Below are 22,403 nucleotides of genomic sequence, written 5' to 3'. Positions count from 1 at the left end.
TATTATTAAAACTACTCTATTTTAGAGTAGTTTTTTATTTGGGCACACCTGCAAAAGATTTAAAATTTATCTTTGTGAAAACTATCAATCCACATGCTTCAAAAAATTTTACTCAGCTTTTTTATTCTATTATCACTATTTTCCTTTTCGCAAACCTATGAGGTTCAGTACATAAGTTCATATAATGGAAAAATAACTCCCGACCAGTCTCCTACTTTAGTCTGGGCCAATAAAAAAGAAAATTTTATTCTGAATACGAAAATCAGGGAACAGAAAGCGGAATTTCCATTTGAGATTACCAAAATTGAAAAACCTTCCAATACCGTAATTTCTTATGCTTTTCTGAAACCTGATGAAATCATATCGACTTCCGATGCAGAATCTATAGGCAAGCAAACCTTTGAATTCACCAATGAAACAAAGAAAATTTTAGGCTACAACTGCAAAAAAGCAGTGACTAAAATCAATTCCAACACCATCGAAATCTGGTATACTACTGATTTGAAGATCAACGGAGGACCATCTGTTTTGGGACAAAGTCTAGGCTTTGTGTTGGAAATTGAAAGAAATAAAAATTCTCTGGTTACAGCAAATTCAATTAAAAAAGTCAAAAAAACTGATATTGATAAAATTCTCAGCAGTCATGTTACTTCCACCGATCAGCTGGGTTATAAAGACCGGGTATGGAAAAGCAGATTCACCACTCTAAAAATTTTTGAAGACGAAACCATCAATTTCTCCGGTGATTCGAAATCAGAGAACGAAATTAAAAGATTTGCCAACGGAACGATTATTCTGAAAAAAATTAAATTCCCGACAATAAAGAACGGCGATAATATTTTTGTTGAGCTGAAACAGCAGTCCAATGGTGATGCCTACGACAGAACAGGCACGGTATTCTTTATTCCGCAGGATAAAAAAGAATCTTTTCTGAACGGACTGGAAAACGGTGTGAAAACCCTTCCGGTATACAATAACGGAAACGGAAAGGAGTACTTCGGCATAACAGCAACAGAAAATTATAACCCTGCCGTTGAAATGATGCGTTTCTTTACGGCTTTCGGAATTAATAAATTTAATCATATTCAGCTTAAAGACAAAACGTGGCAGACAATCAGTCCGTATCGTCAGGATATTACGGAACTAAAACCTGCTTTAAGTGAAAAAGAATTATGGATCGGCACTTTTATTGGAAACTATGATAAGGGCGGCCACAAAGTAAGCCTGGAAATCACCATTCACAAAAGCGATCAGACCATTTATAAAAACAATACCGTAATTCCTTTATTCAACAGTCTGAACATTATGGAAATGGCGGGACAGGACTATTCTACCATGTTCAATAAGGATAAAGGTTTGCTGGTGGAATTCACCTTACCAAAAGACCTTAAGAACGCACAATTGAGATATATTACCACAGGACATGGAGGCTGGGAAAACGGTGATGAATTTGTACCGAAAATCAATTTTATATTATTAGATGGAAAAATGGTATTCTCTTTCATTCCCTGGAGATCAGATTGCGGTTCTTACCGTCTTTACAATCCGGCATCCGGAAATTTCGGCGATGGACTTTCTTCATCCGACTTAAGCCGCTCCAACTGGTGTCCCGGAACCGTTACGAATCCGAATTTCATTTCTCTCGGAGATCTGAAAGCAGGAAAACATACGATTCAGGTGAAAATTCCTCAGGGTCCTACGGAAGGAAACAGTTTCAGTTCATGGAATGTTTCAGGAGTGTTGTTGGGTAATGAATAAAAAAAAACCTTCTCGCAAATTGACTCTGCAAGAAGGTAAAAACACAAATGATGAAAAAAAATTATTTCGAGCCACAAAGTAATGGTAAAATTTTTTGGAATTAATTATCATAGATTAATAAATATTAAATTTTTATTTTGTATATGTTTAGCAACATATCGGTCGTGAAAAAAATTAACTAAAATCATATCAAATTTTAATTATAATTAAAATTTTTCCTAATAACAAATCATTAAGTTAAAAATATACACTTAATGATTTTTTTTATTGTTTATTATCAACCACACCGATACTTTTGTTTTAAAATTAAATGATAAAACAATGTGTGGAATTGTATGTCTCTTTGACGCTAAACAAAAAACTGAAATATTAAGACCCCAGGTTCTCGAAATGTCTAAGAAAATCCGTCACCGCGGTCCTGACTGGAGTGGGGTTTTCCAGGATGAAAAAGTAGTCTTCTCCCACGAGAGGCTCGCCATTGTAGATCCTACATCGGGAAAGCAGCCGCTTTTTACCAAAGACGGGAAAGTTGTTCTTGCTGTAAACGGGGAGATCTATAACCATAGCGAATTAAAGGAAGAATTTCCTGATTACGAATTTCAGACACAGTCTGACTGTGAAGTCATTTTAGCCCTGTACAAAAAATACGGTAAGGATTTTTTAGAAAAACTGAACGGTATTTTTGCTTTTTCCTTATACGATACCGAAAATGATATTTACCTCATCGCCCGGGATCATATGGGGATATGCCCGTTATATCAGGGATGGGACCGAAACGGAAACTATTATGTGGCTTCTGAGCTGAAAGCACTGGAAGGCATCTGTAAAAAAATTGAAACATTTTTACCCGGACATTTGGTATACAGCAAAGATGGCAGCGAACTCCAGCAATGGTACAAAAGAGACTGGGAAAGCTATGATGCTGTTAAAGATAAAGAAACAGATATTGCTGCATTAAGAAAAGGATTGGAGGACGCTGTACACCGCCAACTGATGAGCGACGTTCCTTATGGCGTGCTGCTTTCCGGTGGTCTTGATTCTTCAGTGATTTCTGCGGTAACAGCAAAATTTGCAAGACAGAGAGTAGAAAGCGGTGACACTCAGGAAGCTTGGTATCCAAGACTGCACAGTTTTGCCGTAGGTTTAGTCGGTTCTCCCGATCTGACAGCTGCGCAAAAAGCAGCTGAACACATCGGGTCTGTTCATCATGAAGTTCACTTTACCGTGCAGGAAGGGCTTGATGCCATACGTGATGTAATTTATCACCTTGAAACCTATGACGTTACCACCGTAAGAGCATCCACTCCGATGTATTTGCTGGCAAGAGTTATTAAATCTATGGGAATCAAAATGGTACTTTCAGGAGAAGGTTCGGATGAATTGTTCGGCGGATATTTATATTTCCATAAAGCCCCGAATGCAAAGGAATTCCATGATGAAACCGTGAGAAAACTTGGTAAACTTCACCTTTACGATTGTCTGCGTGCCAACAAAGCATTAATGAGCTGGGGTATTGAGGGCCGTGTTCCTTTTTTGGATAAAGAATTTATGGATATTGCAATGACCATCAACCCTAAAGATAAGATGGTAAATGCCGCTGAAGGAAAAATAGAAAAATGGGTATTAAGGAAAGCTTTCGAGGATATTCTTCCGGAATCTATTGCATGGAGACAGAAAGAACAGTTTTCAGATGGGGTCGGTTATTCCTGGATTGATAGTCTGAAAGCGGTTGCCGAAAAAGAAGTAACCGATGAAATGATGGCAAATGCACGATTCAGATTTCCTTTGAATACGCCTCAGAATAAAGAAGAATACCGCTACCGGTCTATTTTTGAAGAACATTTTCCAAGTGAAACTGCCGCCGCCACAGTGCCGTCCGTGCCTTCCGTGGCCTGCTCTACCCCAATTGCACTGGAATGGGATGAAGCTTTTAAAAATATGAACGATCCAAGCGGAAGAGCCGTGAAAGTACACGAAACATCTTATGGCGAATAAGTTTGAAGGGTGAGAGAGTATAAGAGTTTTTTTGAGTTTTTAAAATGATTTGATTCTTAAATATCTTGATTAATAAATGCAAGAGCATCAATTTTAAAACTAAATTCTATACTCTAAAAACGTGCAACTCAAATAAAAATTTATCAATCCTGTAGCAATACAGGATTTTCTTTTGAATTAACCTTAATAATAATGTCAGAATTTAACCGTTAATCAAAAATATTATCTAATAAATAATTATATTTGGAAAACGAAAATATCAATTATAATAAAATGAGAAGAAACATTACTATCTTATTTGCTTTATTATCCATGACTTTGGCTTTCGGACAGGGGAAATACGGCAAATATCTTAGCTCCAAAAAACTTGCAATGGTGTATAAAAGTGTGAAGGATGCTGATAAAGAAGACTTTTATCAACAATACTACTGGCTGGTAAAAGCTGAGCAGCTGAAAACATACCCCCACCTGAAAGAAATAAAGCCGAAGGTTTTATACGAATTTGTAAAGAAAGTAAATCCTCAGAATCTTACCAAAAAGCTTGATGACAGAGGAAAAGAGCTGAGAGAAACTGCAGAATTATCTTTGAATCAGTACTTCAAAAATAAAAACCTTGATAACAATTCCGTTCTGATGTACAACCTTGAAACCTATGTAGATCCTTCCAAAGGACAATATTATACGAAGGTTGATGCTGAAAAAATCAAGGAACTGGTACCAAAAGAACTTTTTGCCTTCAACTCTAACAACAGAAATACAGGAGAAGACACCACATATTACCTGTGGATCGATAAAAAGAAAGACGACTTCAACATCGTGAATATCATTCCTGATGAGAAAGAGAATAAAGCTTTCTATGCACGATTAAAGCAGTATCTTCCAAGCTATAAGTTTACAAAATATGTTCCTTCCGTAAAAAAAGGTACAAAAACAGACAGAACGGATGCAGATTTTTATTACATCATGCCGTTTGAGCAGAATACGGATAACATAGAGTACAAAACGAAAGATTTCAAAACCTTCGAACTGAGCCAGTACAGAAAAGCCGGCGACGAATGGAAAGGGGTTGAAAAACCAAGAAAATAAATAAGAAGTCCTGCAGAATCTGCGGGACTTTTTGATTGTCTGAAAAACAACAGTCTCGCTCATCATTCAAAAGCTTTTTAAAATAAAATACGGCCAAAGGAATAAATATTGCTGTAACAACACCATTCTATTCTTTGAACCAAACAAATCTGGAAACAACCAGTAAGCAGAAAAATGTCAGAAGCAGTTTCGCAACCAAATTCGATTAAAAAAATATTACCGCTGATCTTAGCAACTGCGATCTTTATGCAGATGCTGGATTCTACCGTTCTCAACACCTCACTTCCTGCCATTGCAAGAGACCTTAAAGAATCACCACTGAACATGCAGAATGCCATCATCAGCTATGTTTTAACTTTGGCGGTATTTATGCCGGCCAGCGGATTTCTGGCAGATAGGTTCGGAACAAAAAAAATCTTCATTTTTTCTATTGTATTATTCAGTATTGGTTCACTTTTCTGTGCCCTTTCACAAAACCTGACCCATCTTGTTATCTCGCGGGTAGTACAGGGAATCGGCGGGAGTCTCATGACACCGGTCGGAAAACTGGCGCTCATCAAAACATTTGATAAAAACGAATTACTTAAAGCCATGAATTTCGCTATTATCCCCGCTCTTATCGGTCCGGTTCTTGGTCCGCTCGTTGGAGGATATATGGTAGATTACCTTTCGTGGCACTGGATTTTTCTCATCAATATACCGATCGGAATTCTTGGCGTGACGTTAGGATTGAAATTTATGCCCAATTACAAATCTGCAGATGTGGATTTTGACCTGAAGGGGTTTTTAATTTTTGCAGCGGCTTCCCTCCTGCTATCCATTTCACTTGAACTTTTCGGAGATCTTCAGAATACTACTCCTGTTCTTGTCGTCTTTATTCTGGGATTCCTTTTCATGTATTATTATTACCGTCATGCAAAAAAAGACGAAAGTCCCATTTTTCCGTTAAATTTATTCAAGGTAAGAACTTTCAGAGTAGGAATTGTAGGAAATCTGGCAACCAGGCTGGGCATCAGCTCCGTTCCACTCTTATTGCCATTAATGATCCAGATTGCTTACGGACAATCAGCTGTTACTTCCGGATGGATTATTGCTCCGATGGCGCTTACAGCGATCTTTGGAAAGTCATATGTCATTAAAATATTAAATAAGTTCGGTTACCGTCAGACGCTTATGATCAATACTTTTATTATCGGTACGCTCATATGCTTGCTCGCTATTCCTGATATTAATACTTCCCTGTATTGTTTTGTACCGATTATTGCAGTATTAGGATTCTTTAATTCAATACAGTTTACCTCGATGAACACGATTTCCATTGCAGACCTCCGGAATTTTCAGACCAGCAGCGGAAATTCGCTCTTATCCGTGAACCAGCAGCTGGCGATTGGTTTTGGGATTGCGTTCGGTCTGATTGTCCTGAAGATTTTTGAAAACACTGATCTTATTCACGGCGAACCACACAACGCTTTTCGCTATACATTTCTTACCATCGGTATCCTTACTATTATTTCCGGTTTTGTTTTCAGAAGGCTGCATATTTCGGATGGGAAAAATATGAAATCGAAGGAAGACTAAAAATTTAGATGGAGTTTTTCGGTTATTGGTTAACCAGAAGCTATAAAAAACTCCGATTGCTGTTAACATCGGAGGTCTGATTCTGATAATAATAAAATTCAGGCATTAAAATGATGTTTTACCTTTTCCAGCACCTGCTCATCACTCATCTGCTGAGTGGTATCAAGTTGAATTTTCAGGTTCTTAAACTGTGGAGTATCTTCAAGATAATGTTTAAATTCCTCCTGGATCGTCCCGGGACCCATGATATAGGCTTCCTGCGAATTGATGAGCAAATGTTCAATTTCTTTGAAGTACTTCATCTTGTTTGTTTGCTCTGCATTATTCCCGGCATTTTCACTAGAGTTCCCATGCTGAATTTCGGCTTCTACAGGATTGCATAGAAAAAATTTAAAAGCATTCTGCGCATCATGATTTTTTACGATAATCGCTTTCTCTTTATCCATCCAGATCCCGGCTAATTTTTTTTCTGACATAATTTAATATTTTAGTGATACAATATGATTAACAAGAATAATGCAAAGGAGACGTTAAGGGCTGTTAAAATACCGTCTTCAGAGATCAGCAGTTATTCGTATCAGCTTAATCAAATATTACCACAGGTCAATGCACCTCCTTTTCACTTGTTTTACCTTTGCCTTAAACACCAACAATTATGTCAACCAAACAAATAGAAAAGATCATAGCTCCGAAGCCTGCGCATTTTGTGGGTGATGGCTTCCGGGTACATAATTTTATTCCGGGCACACAAGGATTAGACATGAAAAGAATGGATCCTTTCATTATGCTGGATTACAATTCAAAGTTTCATTTCAACGGAACAGACCATCCACGAGGGGTTGGCGTGCATCCTCACAGAGGTTTTGAAACCGTTACCATCGCTTATAAAGGACAAGTACAGCATCACGACAGTGCCGGCGGCGGCGGAATCATCGGTGAAGGTGATGTACAATGGATGACAGCGGCAAAAGGAGTTCTTCATAAAGAATATCATGAAAAGGAATGGGCCAGGACAGGCGGGATCTTTCAAATGGTTCAGCTTTGGATTAATCTTCCGTCGGCATACAAAATGAGCTGCCCGAAATACCAGGCAATCCGTAATGCAGACATGACAAAAGCTGATCTCGGAGAAAACGGCTTTGTGGAAATCATTGCAGGAACGTATGGAGACCAGAAAGGTCCGGCTTCTACATTCAGCCCTGTTCATATGATGAATGCAAAACTTAAGAAAGACGGAAAGGCAACCTTTAGTTTTCCAGCAGATTTTAATACAGCAGCATTAGTTATCGAAGGAAGTGTCACCATAAATAATAGCGGGAAAATACCTGCAAATCATTTTGTTTTATTTAAAAATGAAGGAGAAACATTTACGGTTGAAGCGCAAGAAGACAGCATCATCCTTATTATAAGCGGCATGCCATTAAATGAACCTATCTATGCACACGGTCCTTTTGTGATGAATTCAAGAGAGGAAATCATGCAGGCTTTTGAAGATTACAATCTCGGGAGATTTGGCTACCTCGAAGATTAATTTAATTTAAATCTAAAAACCAATTTATTATTTTTCATACTTTTATGGAAAATGTGTATGGAATTCTGTCATCTTTATGATGAAAACAGAAACTGAATTTCAGAATTGAGTTCTAAATACTTTCAACATTTAACTTTAAATACATTAGCTAAAAAAATAATCATCATGTCAAATATCGGCCTTATTATAGAAGAAAAATCTGCAGATATAGGAAATTTCCTGGTGGGAAGACTTTTACCTTTCCGCGAAAAGAGAGCAGTCGGACCTTTTGTTTTTATCGATCACATGGGACCTGCCGAATTAAAAGATTATCAAAACTTAGATGTCCCGCCGCATCCCCATATCGGACTTTCAACCTTGACATACCTTCTGGAAGGTTCAATTTTTCACAGGGACAGTGTAGGAAGCGCTATTGAAATCCAGCCGGGAGCCGTAAACTGGATGACCGCAGGAAAAGGGGTTGTGCATTCTGAGAGGACACCGGAATATTTGAGAAATTCCGACAAGAGACTTCACGGGTTCCAGATCTGGGTAGGCTTACCAAAACATCTCGAACAATCCGAACCTACATTCCATCATATTGAAGCGGATGAAATCCCGGCTTGGGAGGAGGACGGAATACAATATAAACTGATCGCAGGAGAAGCTTTCGGCAGAAAATCTCCTGTTCCCGTTCACAGTAAATTGTTTTTTATTGAAATTAAAACAAAAGACGCTAAAAAGATAAGTATCGGAAAAGATCTTTACGGAGAAGCAGCCATGTATGTGCTGGACGGAACGGTTTCTACAGACGGAAATTCCTACGGCTCTAAGCAGCTGATGATTGCTAAAGACACAAAACTATGCGAATTTGGTATGAGCGAAAACGGAACGGTTTATCTTTTCGGAGGCGAACCTTTCGATGAGGAACGTTTTATATTCTGGAATTTTGTAAATTCCGACAAAGAATTGATTGAACAGGCAAAAGTAAACTGGAATGACCAAAACCATGAAGCTTTTCCTTTGGTTCCGGGAGACGAAAATGATTATGTCCCGCTTCCAAAAGCAATATTAAACAGAAAACCGTAGGAAGAAAAATAAACTATGAAAATATTAGCATTTGCAGGAAGCACTTCTTCCACCTCTATCAACAAAGAGCTTGTAAAGTTTGTGTTGAAAGATTTTCAGGATGACGAGATTAATTTAATTGATTTAAATGATTTCGACATGCCCGTTTTTTCCGTGGACCGCGAAAAGAAAGGTTTTCCGGACGAGGCCCATCATTTTTTAAAAGTTATTGAAGAATCTGATGCGATTATCTGTTCCCTGGCCGAGCATAACAGATCGTACAGTGCCGCTTTTAAAAACGTGTTCGACTGGGCTTCGAGAATCAACGTAAAAGTTTTTCAAAATAAGCCGATGCTTCTGATGTCAACCTCTCCGGGAGGTTATGGCGGCGGAAATGTAATGAATACGGCAAAAACTTTTTTCCCGCAGTTCGGGGCCGATCTTAAGGAAACATTTTCACTGCCAAAGTTCTACGAGAATTTCGATATGGAAACCGGTGTCATTGATCCTGAGATGCTGAAAGACCTGAAAGATAAAATATTCAATTTTAAAAATCAGATCAGAAACTGATGTCCAAAGAAAGCTTAGAAGCTTTCAGTGATTGGTATAGCTGATTCAAGACAGAAGAATAAAAAATATTTAACAAAAACTATATGGAAACACACGAATATACAGCAGGAGAAATAACAGTTATCTGGCAGCCTAAAAAATGTATTCACGCAGCAGTTTGTGTGAAGACACTTCCTCAGGTTTACAATCCTAAAGAAAGACCCTGGCTGAAGCCTGAAAATGCGACAGCAGAGGAACTTAGAAACCAAATTGACCTTTGCCCTTCCGGAGCATTAAGTTATAAATTCAACACAGCAATATAATGTCTATAACAGTAAAAGCAAGCTTAGGCAAAGAAAAATACTACACCGAAGTTGTCGCCGGCGAAAACATTCTCATTACGGATGAGCCTGTAGATAAAGGCGGGGGAAACAAAGGTTTCAATCCGTTTGAAATTCTGGCAACCTCGCTGGCAAGCTGTACAGCAGCTACTCTGAGAATGTACATTGACAGAAAAGAATGGAATATTGATACCATCCATGTAGAAGTGGAGCTGGAAAATTTTCCTTTAACCAAAAGAGCCATTTTTAAACGTGATATCACTTTTGAAGGCATAATCCCTGATGAGGAGCAGATGAAAAGACTGCGTACCATTGCAGACGCATGCCCTGTTCATAAAATACTAACTAACGATATCGAAATATTAACCAAATTTTCATAATATGATTGAAGTAAAACAAAGTAACAACGAGAAAAACGGAAATTTTGAAGCGTTCATCGACGGAAACCATGCAGGTTTGATGACGTATACCTGGGCGGGAGAAGAAAGATTCATCATTGATCATACCGAAGTTGAAGAAGCATACAACGGAAAAGGCGTTGGTAAAGAAATGCTCATGGCTGCGGTGGACTTTGCAAGAAAAAACGGTAAAAATATTATTCCGCTGTGTCCTTTTGCAAAAGCTACTTTCCAGAAACACGAAGAGCTTCAGGATGTCCTGGTGAACAAAACACAGGCATAGGATAAGATTAAGGTTGAGGTTAAAGCTAAAGTAACCTCAGCTATTTAGCCCCGACCTTAATTTAAAAAGATGCCACCTTTCGGAACAAATCCGGAAGGTTTTTATTTTTTTGAGCAGAATATAAAAAAACTATATTTGCTAAAATTTTAATTTAAACAGAACATGTCTCCGATTATTTTATTATCCATTATCATCATATACTTCGCATTACTACTCTGGGTAGCATACAGAACCGGAAAAGGAAGTGATAATGAAAGTTTCTTCATAGGAAACCGTAAAAGTAACTGGATGCTTGTTGCCTTCGGAATGATCGGAACTTCTTTGTCGGGAGTTACCTTTGTGAGTGTTCCGGGAGCAGTAGGAAATGACAAATTTTCTTACCTGCAGATTACGTTAGGATACCTCATCGGATACATTGTGGTTGCGTATGTTCTTCTTCCTTTGTACTACAGGCTGAAACTGACATCTATTTACGGCTATCTTCAGCAGAGAATGGGACAGCTTTCTTATAAATCCGGTGCATGGATCTTCATTGTTTCAAGACTGGTAGGCGCAACAGCGAGATTATACCTTGTTGTGAATATCCTTCAGGTCTCCATTCTTGATAGCCTTGGGGTTCCTTTCATTGTTACTACTCTTATTATCTTAGGAATGATTATCCTTTATACGTATGAAGGCGGTGTAAAAACCATTGTGTGGACAGATACCCTACAGACTTCCTGTATGCTTTTGGGTCTTATTATCTGCACGGTTTATATGCTAAATCATCTGGGATTAAGTATCGGCGACAGTTTTACGGCAATGAATGAAAAAGGTTATACCAAAATTTTTGATTTTGATCCGAATCAGAAAAGTTTCTTTATTAAGCAGATTCTCGCGGGAGCTTTTATTACCATTACCATGACAGGAATAGACCAGGAAATGATGCAGAAAAGCCTTTCCGTAACCAGACTGAAGGATTCTCAGAAGAATATGGTAACTTTAGGTTTTATTCTGTTGGGCGTTATTTCATTATTCCTTTATATGGGAGGCCTTCTCCATCTTTACGGTGCTCAGGAAAGTGTTTCCAGCGCAGGCGACCAGCTGTTTCCGGATATCGCTCTGAATCATATGCCTCCGTTTATTTCCATCATCTTTATCATTGCCCTTATTTCGGCGTTGTTTCCAAGTGCGGACGGTGCGATGACGGCGCTAACCTCATCACTTTGCATTGATATTTTCGGAATGAGAGAAAGAACACATTGGGACGATGGCAAGAAAGAGAAATTCAGAAAAAACATCCATCTTCTGGTTGCGGTATCATTTTTAATAATGGTCATTATCTTTAAGGTAATTAATGACAATTCGATGATCGGACTGATCCTAAAACTTGCCGGATTTACCTACGGACCTCTTCTGGGATTATTTGCTTTCGGGATTTTCACTAAATATAAAGTAAAAGATAAGCTTGTTCCATTTGTATGTGTTGCCGCACCGGTAATTTCGTTCTTCATCGACAAATATCAGGAACAACTTTTCGGGGAATTTAAAATTGGCCTGGAACTGTTAATTATTAATGGTCTGCTTACTTTCATCGGACTGTGGCTGATCAGGAAAAAATAATTTCATTTTATTCATATTTATCAGCATTTACTTATCATTTTCAGATAAAAAATAAAATAATTATAAAGTTCTGATATTCCTATGATTCCCGCTTTATTAGTTTATTTAAAATAAAATACTTTACTCTTACTAAAAAATACTTATCATTAAAAATACGTTAAAAGATAAAACCCCGGACACAAATCCGGGTTTTTGCATTTCCGTAAGCCATTAAAAAATTGTAAATTCGCTTTATAAATAAATCTTATATAATGAGTAAAAGCATCGAAGAGCTAAAATCTCTTACTACGCAAATCAGAAGAGACATTCTAAGAATGGTTCATGCTGTGAATTCCGGTCACCCGGGTGGAAGCTTAGGCTGTACCGAATTTTTCACAGCACTGTACGGACAGGTAATGAACTATAAACTTCCTTTCACCATGGAAGGTAAAAATGAAGATCATTTCTATCTTTCGAACGGGCATATTTCTCCGGTATTCTATTCTACTTTAGCGAGATTCGGATTTTTCCCGGTAGATGAACTGAGAACTTTCAGAAAACTGGATTCAAGATTGCAGGGGCACCCTACCACTCACGAAGGACTTCCGGGGATCAGAGTAGCTTCCGGTTCTTTAGGACAGGGACTTTCTGTTGCTTTAGGTGCGGCTCAGGGCAAAAAATTAGATGGTGATAACTCTTTGGTGTATACCTTACAGGGAGATGGAGAATTACAGGAGGGCCAAAACTGGGAGGCTTTCATGTATGCCGCTTCCAAAAAAGTTGACAATATTATTTCTACAATTGATTATAACGGGCAGCAAATTGACGGAAGTACAGACAATGTATTATCATTAGGAAATCTTCATGCTAAACTGGAGGCTTTCGGATGGACCGTGCTTGAAGAGAAAAACGGTAATGATCTTGAAGCGGTAATCGCTATTCTGGAGAAAGCAAAAACCGAAACGGGAAAAGAAAAACCTGTTGCTATCATCCTTCATACTCAAATGGGGAACGGCGTAGACTTCATGATGGGATCTCACGCATGGCATGGTAAAGCACCTAATGACGAACAATTGGATACTGCTTTCAAACAATTGTATTTAGAAGCTCCGACTGATTATTAATTATAAGTAATGAGTAATTGGTAATAAGTAATCTTAATTAATAATTAGAAAAATGAAATTTACATATACAGAAAAAAAAGATACACGTTCAGGATTCGGAGCCGGATTGGCTGAGCTTGCAGATAAAAACCCAAATGTTGTGGCACTTTGTGCAGACCTTATCGGATCTCTGAAAATGGAGAAATTCATTGAAAAAGCTCCTGAAAGATTCTTCCAGGTGGGTATTGCGGAAGCCAATATGATGGGTATGGCTGCAGGATTAAGCATCACGGGAAAAATTCCTTTTACGGGAACTTTCGCCAACTTTTCGACTTCGAGAGTGTATGACCAGATTCGTCAGTCTATCGCTTACTCCAATAAAAATGTAAAAATTTGTGCTTCTCACGCAGGTCTTACTTTAGGAGAAGACGGCGCTACGCACCAGGTTCTGGAAGACATCGGAATGATGAAGATGCTTCCCGGAATGACGGTCATTAATCCTTGCGATTACAACCAGACAAAAGCAGCTACCCTTGCGATTGCAGAACACGAAGGTCCCGTTTACCTGAGATTCGGAAGACCTACCGTTCCTGTTTTTATGCCTGAAGATATGCCTTTCGAGATTGGAAAAGGAATTATGCTTCAGGAAGGGACTGATGTAACCATCGTTGCTACAGGCCACCTGGTTTGGGAATCCCTGGTTGCTGCAGATGAGCTTGAAAAAGAAGGAATCTCTTGCGAGGTGATCAATATTCACACGATTAAACCTTTAGACGAAGAAATCATCCTGAAATCGGTTGAAAAAACTGGAAAAATTGTAACTGCTGAAGAGCACAATTACCTTGGAGGAATGGGAGAATCTATTGCAGGAATGCTTGCGAGAAGAAGACCAACCAGACAGGAATTCGTGGCAGTGAATGATACCTTTGGAGAGTCTGCAACCCCGGCGGAATTGATGAAGAAATATAAGATTGATTCAACTGCGGTGAAAGAAGCAGTGAAAAGAATTTTAGCTTAAATATAAATATCATGTTGAAAAAGTCCTCATTACTGAGGACTTTTTGTTTTATGGACCGATATTATAATAAGTTTCGGCTAAAGCCGAGCTCTCATACTAAATAAGAAAGCGGGCTTCCTTACAAGCTCAGAATTATTAATATTTATTAATCTGTTTTATCTTTTATCTTCTTACAAAAATCATCTGAAAAACTTCCATTTCGGAATAATGGCCAGCATTCCGAAACCCGTAAACAGGAAAAGATTGGTCACGTCCGTATACAGGAATGTAGACAGGTAATAGTTATGCATAAAAAAGTGTAATACCAGCAGTGCCGGAAAGGCAAAAATCCCGATTTTCCTGTAAAAGAACATCAGAACGAGACTTACGGCCATTAATGCATCAACGGCAAAGATTATAAAAAAATACCATCTCGGTATATTAAGATATTCATGCTGTAAATACTCATCAAGATCGATCCCGAATCCCATAATGGTAAACAAAAGCAATGCTGCAAAAGCAAGGATGAAGCCCCATCCTTTTTTAGGATCTTCGTCAAAATAGCTGTATTCTTCCATAGGTACAAAAATAAAGAACTTATGAGAGATTTCATAAGTTCTTATATATAATTTCTTTAAAAAACCGATTATACAGAAATCGCGTTGATCAGTCTGTTTTTGTCGCTTAAGTATTCTTCCATAGAAATCATACTCTCCGTTCTCATTACATCCTGAATGTCATCAATTTGATAGATGATTCTTTTTGCGTCATCTGTATTCTTAGCTCTTACTTTACAGAAAATATTATATTTCCCTGAAATAACGCTTGCTTCGATTACATTTGGAATTGTTGACAATTCTTTCAAAACTTCCTGAGTTCTGTTTGATTTTGTCAGAAGGATTCCGATGAAAGCTGTAAAATGATAGTCCAGTTTTCCGTAATCAATGTTAAGAGATGATCCCAAAATAATACCTGCATCCTCCATCTTTTTCACTCTTACGTGAATTGTACCAGCGGAAACATCCATCTGTTTAGCAATTTCTGTAAAAGGCATTCTTGTGTTTTCTACTAAGAAATCAAGAATTTTCTTGTCTATTTCGTCCAGTTGATAGTTCATATTAGTTAAATTACAATTTTCTTAAAAAAACAATGTATTTTTTGCAAATTTATAAAAAATAATTTAACTAAAAAAATTATATTAAATATTAACAATAATTAACACATATGAGAAAAATCATTATATATTTAGAATTATTTTGTAGTTGATTTTGTAGAATCTGTTTTTATTTCGGTTTTATCGTCAGGTTGTTTTTTATCTTTTTTCTTCTTTTTGAATAAAGAATTGAAGCTCTTGCTCCATACAATCCCTCCACCATACGCCTGATTGGCAGTACCATTTGATCCGGCGCCGTTAATAACACCGATATTGGAAGGTTTTGAATAACCTCTTAAGATCAGGCTTCCGTCGTTCTTTTTGGAAATATCGTATTCAATGGTTCCTTCTCCCGAAAGATAATTGGCTTCCGTATTTTCTGTTTTCGTGAGAGGAATTCCAAGTCCCGTTTTTACTTTTATTCTTGGTGAAAGTGCGAAACTCACGCCGGCATTCGCCCGGTCTCCTATATTGGAATACTGATCTCCTTTTACGTAATTAAGGTCAATCTGGAATTCATTACTCATGGTATTAAGTACGGACCCAAGCTGCTTTAAAAGAAGATTATATCCTGAAGATTCTGCAACGCCTGCCACATCCACATCTACCCCTCCGGTTTTTGAAACATTGAAACTGTTCAGCAGCAATACAGACCCGAACTGCAGTACCTTCTCCCCTTCCTGACTCATTTTGGCAGCCAGTGTTTCCTTTACCTGGCTGGAAACATCCAGTGCGGTAACGTTAAGATCGACTTTAGGATCAACAAGAGACTGCGTGATATTCGCCTGAAGCAAAATACTGATCGGCTGAAGACTTCCCATATTCAGATATTCTCCCGCGTTGGAAACCATTCTTACGTAGTTGGCGGTAATGTCCAGCGCCGGTTTCATGGCATCACCATCCCAACGGATGCTGCTGCCTTTTTCGATCTGGAAGGTCTTATTCAGGATCGCTTTGGAAACAAATGTTCCGTTATCTACTTTATAAGTTCCGTTCATGGCGATATTTCCCTGTCTGCTCATCTGGAAGCGCAGCTTTTCGGCGGCACCTTTTACCGTTATGTTTCCTACCTCGTCGCCTATCAGTACATTCACTGTAGTACCTTTATCGACATCCAGCGCAAAATCAATATTCATATTGGCCCCGGATTTTTTCTTTTCTTCTAATGTTACAAGACCATTTTTTCCTTCTTTAAGGAACCTCAGCATTTTAAACTCCTCCACATTGGAAGTAGATCCTGAATTAAATGTAAATGTACTCCCGCTCAACGCTTTCATATTGGGCGTGGAAAGGCTAAGACCGGATACAGGGCCGTCAACATACATATCTCCCTGTCCGTACACCCTTCCCCAAAACAGATCATAATCTTTTTGGGTTGTATTGAGAACCAATAAATTATCTGCCCGCATTACCAGGTTGACTCCCATCGATGAAAGGGTTTCAAACTGAATCGCTCCTGATATATTTCCGCTGGAGTTTGTTCTCCCGTCACGAACACCGATATTGTTAAGTATGGCAAGACCTTTGGTAAGCGGAATTACGGTGTCATCAAACGAATAATCAACACCGGTAAATAAAAGCTTAAGCCCGAATCCTTTTAAGGCAATATCGCCGCTGTAATCCAGATCACTGAATTTCCCGCTGATCTTAAGGTCACCTGTGGCTTTTCCTCTTAGATTACCAAAAACAGTTGTCACGAACTGCTGGGCAAAAGCAATATCAAAATCCCGCATTTCTGCGGTAAGATCTATGGTAGGTGAAGAAGTATTATTATTTACGGTTCCTGTAACATGAAGACTGTTGTTTCCTATTACTCCGGCAGAATTCACCCTGATATCTACGTCGTAGACATTTAACGAGAATCCGTTTGTTGCAGAAATCGTGATATCTCCCATATCATTTCCATTCATCATGATATCATCAATCGTCATATCCACTAAAGGCTGAAGGGTACTTTTATCCATACGGATTTTCACACTACCGTTAGCCAGACCTTTAATATTCATGGAATTTCCTCCGGGCTGCATTTCCATCAGCTTTTCTATGGAGAAATCATTTACCTCGGCATCCAGGTAAAAATCTTTAGCAGATTTAAATTGGGCTTCTTTTATAAATAAGGCGCTGTTATCCGAATAGATTCTCAGGTTCCGGATATCAAAATCCTTTTCTTTTTTCCGATAAGTTATGGAATGATCCAGCTCCGGACTAGTATCAATTGCCCATGTCACATCGTTGAATTTCACTTCCGTCGGTTCAAACCTGAATATAAAATCTCCTGCACCATTCGTAGACTGATTGACATTGATGGCATAATCTTTCATAGTGTCATCAAGCTCATCTTCAGGGCTTCCATGCTTAAATTTGGCAGCCAGATGAAGAAGCGTATTGTTTTCGTTTCTACCGCTTAGGGTGACATCTTTCAGAATGTTTTTGTTGTATTGCAGTCTATTGATTCTGGCAAAAATCTGCTCATCAAGATTGGCCGTATTGATTCTTACCATTACACTATCTACCATCGCACTGTCCCTCGTGACATTGTCTCTTTCATTAATGGTATAAGCAGGATTGGCTGCTGCAAGTGCTCTGTCGGCTTCCGTGATTTCACGGGTTTTAGTCATAATGTACTTTAAAGAAGCCGCATCAAGGTTTAAGATTAAATTATTGGAATTCCCGTCATACTGGCCTTCTACCTTTGCTCCCTGCGGTAATTTAAGATCCGGCAGGAAATAACTTACCAAGCCCTGCTGAACATCAAAATTCATGGCAAAACTTTGTCCTCTGTACATTTTTCTCGGCGCAGGCCCCACAAGAATTCTGTTTAAGCCATTTTCTACCATACCTGCGAGGTCTCCCAGGTTGTACCTGCCTGATATTTTTCCGTTGACAGCTCCCGGTGCGTCTACATCGATTACACGGCCTCCGCCTTCTATAAATGTTTTCAGTTTTGCTGTCGGAATATAGTATTTCTGACTGGCTGTAGCGAAATTGATTGCATTTGCTTCTACATCTAAAGTAAGATCATTGATTGAAGACATGGCCATTTTACCGTTTACTTTTCCGCTTACGATCTGCGTTCCGGGAGTGTTGGTAAAATAATTCATATTCAAATAATTGACATCAGCATTTACATTCATCGAAATTCTTGAAGTACTGAAATCAATTAATCCTTTGATATTGGCTTTTGCCTGCTCATCATTCACCGTGATGAGCCCGTTGTATTTTTTATGATCAAGAATACCTTCCAGATAAAGATTGTTGATTTCTTTATTCATGATTTCAACACTGGAAATTCTTGATTTGGTCGTCAGTCTCATGGTGTTGACGTCAAAACTCTGCCCATTGACATCAAATCTTCCTGAAATTAAGCCTACTGATTTATTTTTGGTAATTACGGAAGTGTTTAAGTCTTTAACATCAGCAATCCCGACATATTTCGGCATTGAAGAGCTGTATTCCGTTAATGAAAACTGAGTGATTTTCGCCTGCCCTATTCCTGTGATTAGATTTCCACCGGCTACATATACACGGTTCGGATTTACACTGGCCGTTCCGTTATATTTTAGTTTCCCGAAATCATCTGCGAAGTTTTTCATTTTTGTAGCAATGAATGAAGGCATCATGGCTTTGAGATCTTTGTACGTAAAATCGGCTGAAAGATCATTGGTTTCAATTAAAAAGTTACCTTTTAACAGCCTGTTGACCTTCATCGATTTGGTTGCTATATTAACATCGGGATTTCTGATCAGGAAATTATTAAGCTTAAAATCATTCAGCGGACCAGCCATTTTCCCGGAAATATTAAACGGCTTGAAATTATCCCAATTGGTCACAAAATAACTGATGTCGTAACCACTTAACTGGCTTCCCTGCGAGAGATTCATTTCCCATTTTACTTTATCAGCAAAGTCTGCCCAGGAGCCGTCATCATGAAGATTAAACTTAATATCTCCCTGCAGAAGCGAATGATCTGTGTTCAGCGTAAGGTCTTTTAACGAAAGGTAATCCGGCGTCATTGAAAGCTCCGTAGAAAAAGTATCCACAAAATGTGATTTGCCCCATCTCGTTGTTGTAAAGGACATGTTATTGATGAGTGCCGAAATATTTCTTCCGTTAACCTTTACATTTGGTGCTTTCAGATTAAAGTTGGTCGCAGTTAGCCACTTTCCTTTTTCTCCCGGAGAATTTAAATTCACAATTGAAACTTTTGAATCCAGAATCTGCAGTCTTGAATCCAGCTGAAAAGGAGGTTTGTTGGGATCTCTTTTTTTACCGCTGTCAAACAATTGGGTGAAGCGGATAAAATTTGAAATGCTGTCGCCTTTATAGGTAATTACTTTTACATCGGCGTTTTTTAAGGTTAAAGAATTAAAGCTTAGCGAATTGTTTTTAGTAATGTTTTTAAATAAAGAAAGCCAGTTTGAATTGGCAATGAACTCTTTAGACTGAATGAAATCGTAGCCTTTATAGTCTTTGATTTTTAACCCTTTAATTTTAACATTTCCAAAAAAATTCACTTCAACACTTTCTGTTGACATCTGGGCTTTGAAATCCCTGTTTACGACCTGCAGCGCCTGGTCTGCCGCCCATTGTTTGGTAACGGGAAGATTAATTGCAATAAAAATAGAGACTACAAGTCCGAGTCCGAGCCAGAAAAGTATCAAAAGCAGCCGCGCCCACCATGAGTAGCTGGTAACGTCTTTCACTGCCTGTTTTCCGAACTCTTCAGCGGTTTCCACCGGATGCTTGATCGCGTCGGAAGCCAGCTCAGAAGCTCCTTTCACAGTCTCCTTTACTTTATCTCCGGCGTTTTCAACGGCTTTTTGTACCTGATTACCTAAGTTTTCAGCTACTGATTTTTTGTTCTCATTCTCGTTATTATTCTCTAACTTTGCCATTATTATGAGCGACTCTATAATTTTAGGTATTGAATCGTCTTGCGACGACACATCAGCAGCTATCATCAAGGGAAATTCTATTCTGTCGAACATTGCTGCAAATCAGGCGGTCCATAAAGAATATGGCGGCGTTGTTCCTGAGCTTGCCTCGCGTGCTCACCAGCAAAATATAATCCCGGTTGTTGAAAAATCTCTAACTAAAGCAAATATACAACAAAATGCAATTTCCGCGATAGGATTTACCCGAGGTCCCGGCCTTTTAGGATCTCTTCTTGTGGGAACTTCCTTCGCTAAGTCTTTGGCAATGAGCTTAGACGTTCCGCTGATCGAAGTAAACCACCTTCAGGCACATATTTTAGCGCATTTCATTGAGGATGCAAATCCTATGCCGCCTAAATTCCCGTTTTTATGCCTTACAGTGAGCGGTGGACACACCATGATCGTACTGGTAAAAGATTATTTTGATATGGAAATTATAGGCAAAACAACCGACGATGCCGCCGGTGAGGCTTTCGATAAAATCGGAAAAATTTTCGACCTCGATTATCCTGCAGGACCCATCATCGACAAGCTTGCCAAAGAGGGTAATCCTAATGCTTTTACATTTAATAAGCCAAAACTGGATCATTACGATTATTCTTTCAGCGGTATAAAAACTTCGGTATTGTATTTTATTCAGAAAGAAGTAAAAAAAGATCCTGATTTTATTAAAAATAATATTAATGATCTTTGTGCTTCGGTGCAGAAAAGCATCATTGAAATCCTGATGAATAAGCTTGAGAAGGCAGCGAAAGATTTAGAAATTAATGAAGTGGCCATTGCAGGCGGTGTTTCTGCCAATTCGGCATTGAGAAAAGCAATGCAGGATAATCATGAGAAACTGGGCTGGAATATTTATATCCCTAAATTTGAGTACACCACCGACAACGCTGCGATGATTGCAATGGTAGCACAGCTGAAGTTTGAAAGAGGAGAATTTACGGATTTAAGAACCAGTGCAACCGCGAAATACGATTTATGAAAATTCTTTTAGAAGAAAAAATATTAGGGACACAGTCTAAGAAAAATTCAAAATATTACTGGATCTTAGAAACTGTTACGGGAAAAAATGATGCCTCTGAGCTTTACACAGATTATTTTCCATCCAGCTCTGAAAAGGGATATATTCAGGATGTAAAAGATGAAATTATAGAAAAACTCAATGCTGAAAATATTTTCAGCTTTCCCTACGAACCTAAGGAAGGAGATTATCTGTCTATTAAAAATAACTTAAGAAAACAGGAATATTTAAATCTGATTTACCTTAATAACAACTGGATAGAAGAAATATACATCTGTTCTTACCGAAATTGTGATACAGATATTTACACGACCATAAAAACAGGAGTTGCCTTTTTAACGCAAGATCTATGAAACTATTCTACGGAGAAATTGAAGGAAACAACGTAACGATTAACGATGAAGAACAGCAGCACATTGTAAAGGTATTGCGGATGAAGGAAGGTGAAGACATCCATATAACCGACGGAAAAGGAAATCTGGCCTCCGGAAAGTTACTGATTGAAGGCAAAAAAGCAATGATTTCGGTTGATGAAATTAAAACCGGCCTGCCTGATTTTCATCCGAAATTACATATTGCGATTGCTCCCACGAAAAATATTGACCGTATTGAGTTTTTCGTAGAGAAGGCCGTAGAAATGGGAATTTCTGAAATTACAATTTTGCAAACCGAAAAAACGGAACGTAAAAACCTGAATATCGACAAACTGAGAAAACAGGCCATCGCTGCATCCAAGCAAAGCCTGAGATTTCATTTTCCGATTATTAATGACAGCATTAAGCTTCAGGATTTTTTAAAAACGATTCATCCCGAACATACCTTTGTGGCTCACTGTCACGAAAACCTTAACCGGATTGCTTTAAACGAGATTCCGAAACTTGACCAGCTGACTTTTCTCATCGGTCCGGAAGGTGACTTTTCTGAAAAGGAGATCAAATTATTAGCTGATCATCAGGTAAAGGCTGTTTCTTTAGGCAATCAGCGATTAAGAACGGAAACGGCGGGAATTTTTGTAGCGGCGTGGAATTATAATGGCTTAATATGAAAT

20 protein-coding genes are annotated in these 22,403 nt (G+C 38.5%); 16 read left to right on the top strand and 4 right to left on the bottom strand.

Annotated features, from left to right (window positions below):
* The first annotated feature begins 93 nt into the window (after positions 1-93).
* The 4 genes from ACYT6F_RS09965 (at position 94) to ACYT6F_RS09950 (ending at position 6,417) form a co-directional block, all read left to right on the top strand.
* Positions 94-1,758, top strand: a complete 1,665-nt coding sequence (locus tag ACYT6F_RS09965) for a GLPGLI family protein (protein ID WP_472601027.1) — start codon at positions 94-96, stop codon at positions 1,756-1,758.
* 321 nt (positions 1,759-2,079) lie between these two features.
* Entirely contained in the window at positions 2,080-3,753 is a 1,674-nt protein-coding gene (asnB, locus tag ACYT6F_RS09960) for an asparagine synthase B (RefSeq protein ID WP_472601026.1), read from the top strand.
* 243 nt (positions 3,754-3,996) lie between these two features.
* Entirely contained in the window at positions 3,997-4,839 is an 843-nt protein-coding gene (locus ACYT6F_RS09955; RefSeq protein ID WP_472601025.1) for a hypothetical protein, read from the top strand.
* Positions 4,840-5,013: 174 nt separating this feature from the next.
* Positions 5,014-6,417, top strand: coding sequence for an MFS transporter (locus tag ACYT6F_RS09950; RefSeq protein WP_472601024.1), 1,404 nt, complete (start codon positions 5,014-5,016; stop codon positions 6,415-6,417).
* 98 nt (positions 6,418-6,515) lie between these two features.
* On the opposite strand, the gene ACYT6F_RS09945 is transcribed toward ACYT6F_RS09950, so the two are convergent.
* Positions 6,516-6,893, bottom strand: coding sequence for a hypothetical protein (locus ACYT6F_RS09945; RefSeq protein WP_472601023.1), 378 nt, complete (start codon positions 6,891-6,893; stop codon positions 6,516-6,518).
* 179 nt (positions 6,894-7,072) lie between these two features.
* Here ACYT6F_RS09945 and ACYT6F_RS09940 point away from each other — a divergent pair, with 179 nt between their 5' ends.
* From ACYT6F_RS09940 to ACYT6F_RS09900, 9 genes are all read left to right on the top strand, one after another.
* Positions 7,073-7,948, top strand: coding sequence for a pirin family protein (locus tag ACYT6F_RS09940; RefSeq protein ID WP_472601022.1), 876 nt, complete (start codon positions 7,073-7,075; stop codon positions 7,946-7,948).
* A gap of 165 nt (positions 7,949-8,113) precedes the next feature.
* On the top strand, positions 8,114-9,016 hold the full coding sequence (locus tag ACYT6F_RS09935) for a pirin family protein (RefSeq protein WP_472601021.1): 903 nt from the start codon (positions 8,114-8,116) through the stop codon (positions 9,014-9,016).
* 15 nt (positions 9,017-9,031) lie between these two features.
* Complete coding sequence (locus ACYT6F_RS09930; protein WP_472601020.1) at positions 9,032-9,565, top strand: NADPH-dependent FMN reductase; 534 nt, start codon at positions 9,032-9,034, stop codon at positions 9,563-9,565.
* A gap of 83 nt (positions 9,566-9,648) precedes the next feature.
* Positions 9,649-9,867, top strand: coding sequence for a (4Fe-4S)-binding protein (locus tag ACYT6F_RS09925; RefSeq protein WP_472601019.1), 219 nt, complete (start codon positions 9,649-9,651; stop codon positions 9,865-9,867).
* Entirely contained in the window at positions 9,867-10,265 is a 399-nt protein-coding gene (locus ACYT6F_RS09920; RefSeq protein WP_472601018.1) for an OsmC family protein, read from the top strand. The genes ACYT6F_RS09925 and ACYT6F_RS09920 overlap by 1 nt, the downstream gene beginning before the upstream one ends.
* Position 10,266: 1 nt before the next feature.
* On the top strand, positions 10,267-10,566 hold the full coding sequence (locus ACYT6F_RS09915; protein ID WP_472601017.1) for a GNAT family N-acetyltransferase: 300 nt from the start codon (positions 10,267-10,269) through the stop codon (positions 10,564-10,566).
* Between the two features lie 162 nt (positions 10,567-10,728).
* Positions 10,729-12,168 (top strand): sodium:solute symporter, encoded by a 1,440-nt coding sequence (locus tag ACYT6F_RS09910; protein WP_472601016.1) that lies wholly within the window; start codon positions 10,729-10,731, stop codon positions 12,166-12,168.
* A 251-nt stretch (positions 12,169-12,419) separates the two neighbouring features.
* The gene (locus tag ACYT6F_RS09905; RefSeq protein ID WP_472601015.1) at positions 12,420-13,271 is read left to right on the top strand and encodes a transketolase; all 852 of its coding nucleotides are present in this window, start codon (positions 12,420-12,422) and stop codon (positions 13,269-13,271) included.
* Between the two features lie 52 nt (positions 13,272-13,323).
* Entirely contained in the window at positions 13,324-14,268 is a 945-nt protein-coding gene (locus ACYT6F_RS09900; protein ID WP_169232435.1) for a transketolase family protein, read from the top strand.
* Between the two features lie 179 nt (positions 14,269-14,447).
* Here the strand turns inward: ACYT6F_RS09900 and ACYT6F_RS09895 are convergent, their stop codons facing one another.
* The 3 genes from ACYT6F_RS09895 to ACYT6F_RS09885 all read right to left on the bottom strand — a co-directional run bounded on the left by ACYT6F_RS09895 (position 14,448) and on the right by ACYT6F_RS09885 (position 20,295).
* Positions 14,448-14,825 carry a hypothetical protein gene (locus ACYT6F_RS09895; RefSeq protein WP_472601014.1) on the bottom strand — a complete coding sequence of 126 codons (378 nt, stop codon included), beginning with the start codon at positions 14,823-14,825 and terminating at the stop codon, positions 14,448-14,450.
* A gap of 68 nt (positions 14,826-14,893) precedes the next feature.
* A complete protein-coding gene (locus tag ACYT6F_RS09890; RefSeq protein WP_029298841.1) occupies positions 14,894-15,364 on the bottom strand; it encodes an Lrp/AsnC family transcriptional regulator in 471 nt (156 codons plus the stop codon).
* 134 nt (positions 15,365-15,498) lie between these two features.
* Positions 15,499-20,295, bottom strand: a complete 4,797-nt coding sequence (locus ACYT6F_RS09885) for a translocation/assembly module TamB domain-containing protein (RefSeq protein WP_472601013.1) — start codon at positions 20,293-20,295, stop codon at positions 15,499-15,501.
* Positions 20,296-20,299: 4 nt separating this feature from the next.
* Between ACYT6F_RS09885 and tsaD the strand changes: the two genes are divergently transcribed.
* Genes tsaD through ACYT6F_RS09870 form a run of 3 tightly spaced genes read left to right on the top strand, consistent with a single transcriptional unit; the run spans position 20,300 to position 22,400 of the window.
* Positions 20,300-21,316: a tRNA (adenosine(37)-N6)-threonylcarbamoyltransferase complex transferase subunit TsaD gene (gene tsaD, locus ACYT6F_RS09880; RefSeq protein ID WP_472601012.1), complete on the top strand. Its 1,017-nt coding sequence runs from the start codon at positions 20,300-20,302 to the stop codon at positions 21,314-21,316.
* Positions 21,313-21,708, top strand: a complete 396-nt coding sequence (locus tag ACYT6F_RS09875) for a hypothetical protein (protein WP_472601011.1) — start codon at positions 21,313-21,315, stop codon at positions 21,706-21,708. The genes tsaD and ACYT6F_RS09875 overlap by 4 nt, the downstream gene beginning before the upstream one ends.
* The gene (locus ACYT6F_RS09870) at positions 21,705-22,400 is read left to right on the top strand and encodes an RsmE family RNA methyltransferase (RefSeq protein WP_472601010.1); all 696 of its coding nucleotides are present in this window, start codon (positions 21,705-21,707) and stop codon (positions 22,398-22,400) included. Before ACYT6F_RS09875 ends, ACYT6F_RS09870 begins: the two co-directional genes overlap by 4 nt.
* Positions 22,401-22,403 lie beyond the last annotated feature (3 nt).

This window comes from Chryseobacterium sp. NG-CE01 (assembly GCF_055695505.1).
Note: the sequence above shows the minus strand (reverse complement) of the source record. Positions and strands in the feature narration are given on the sequence as shown.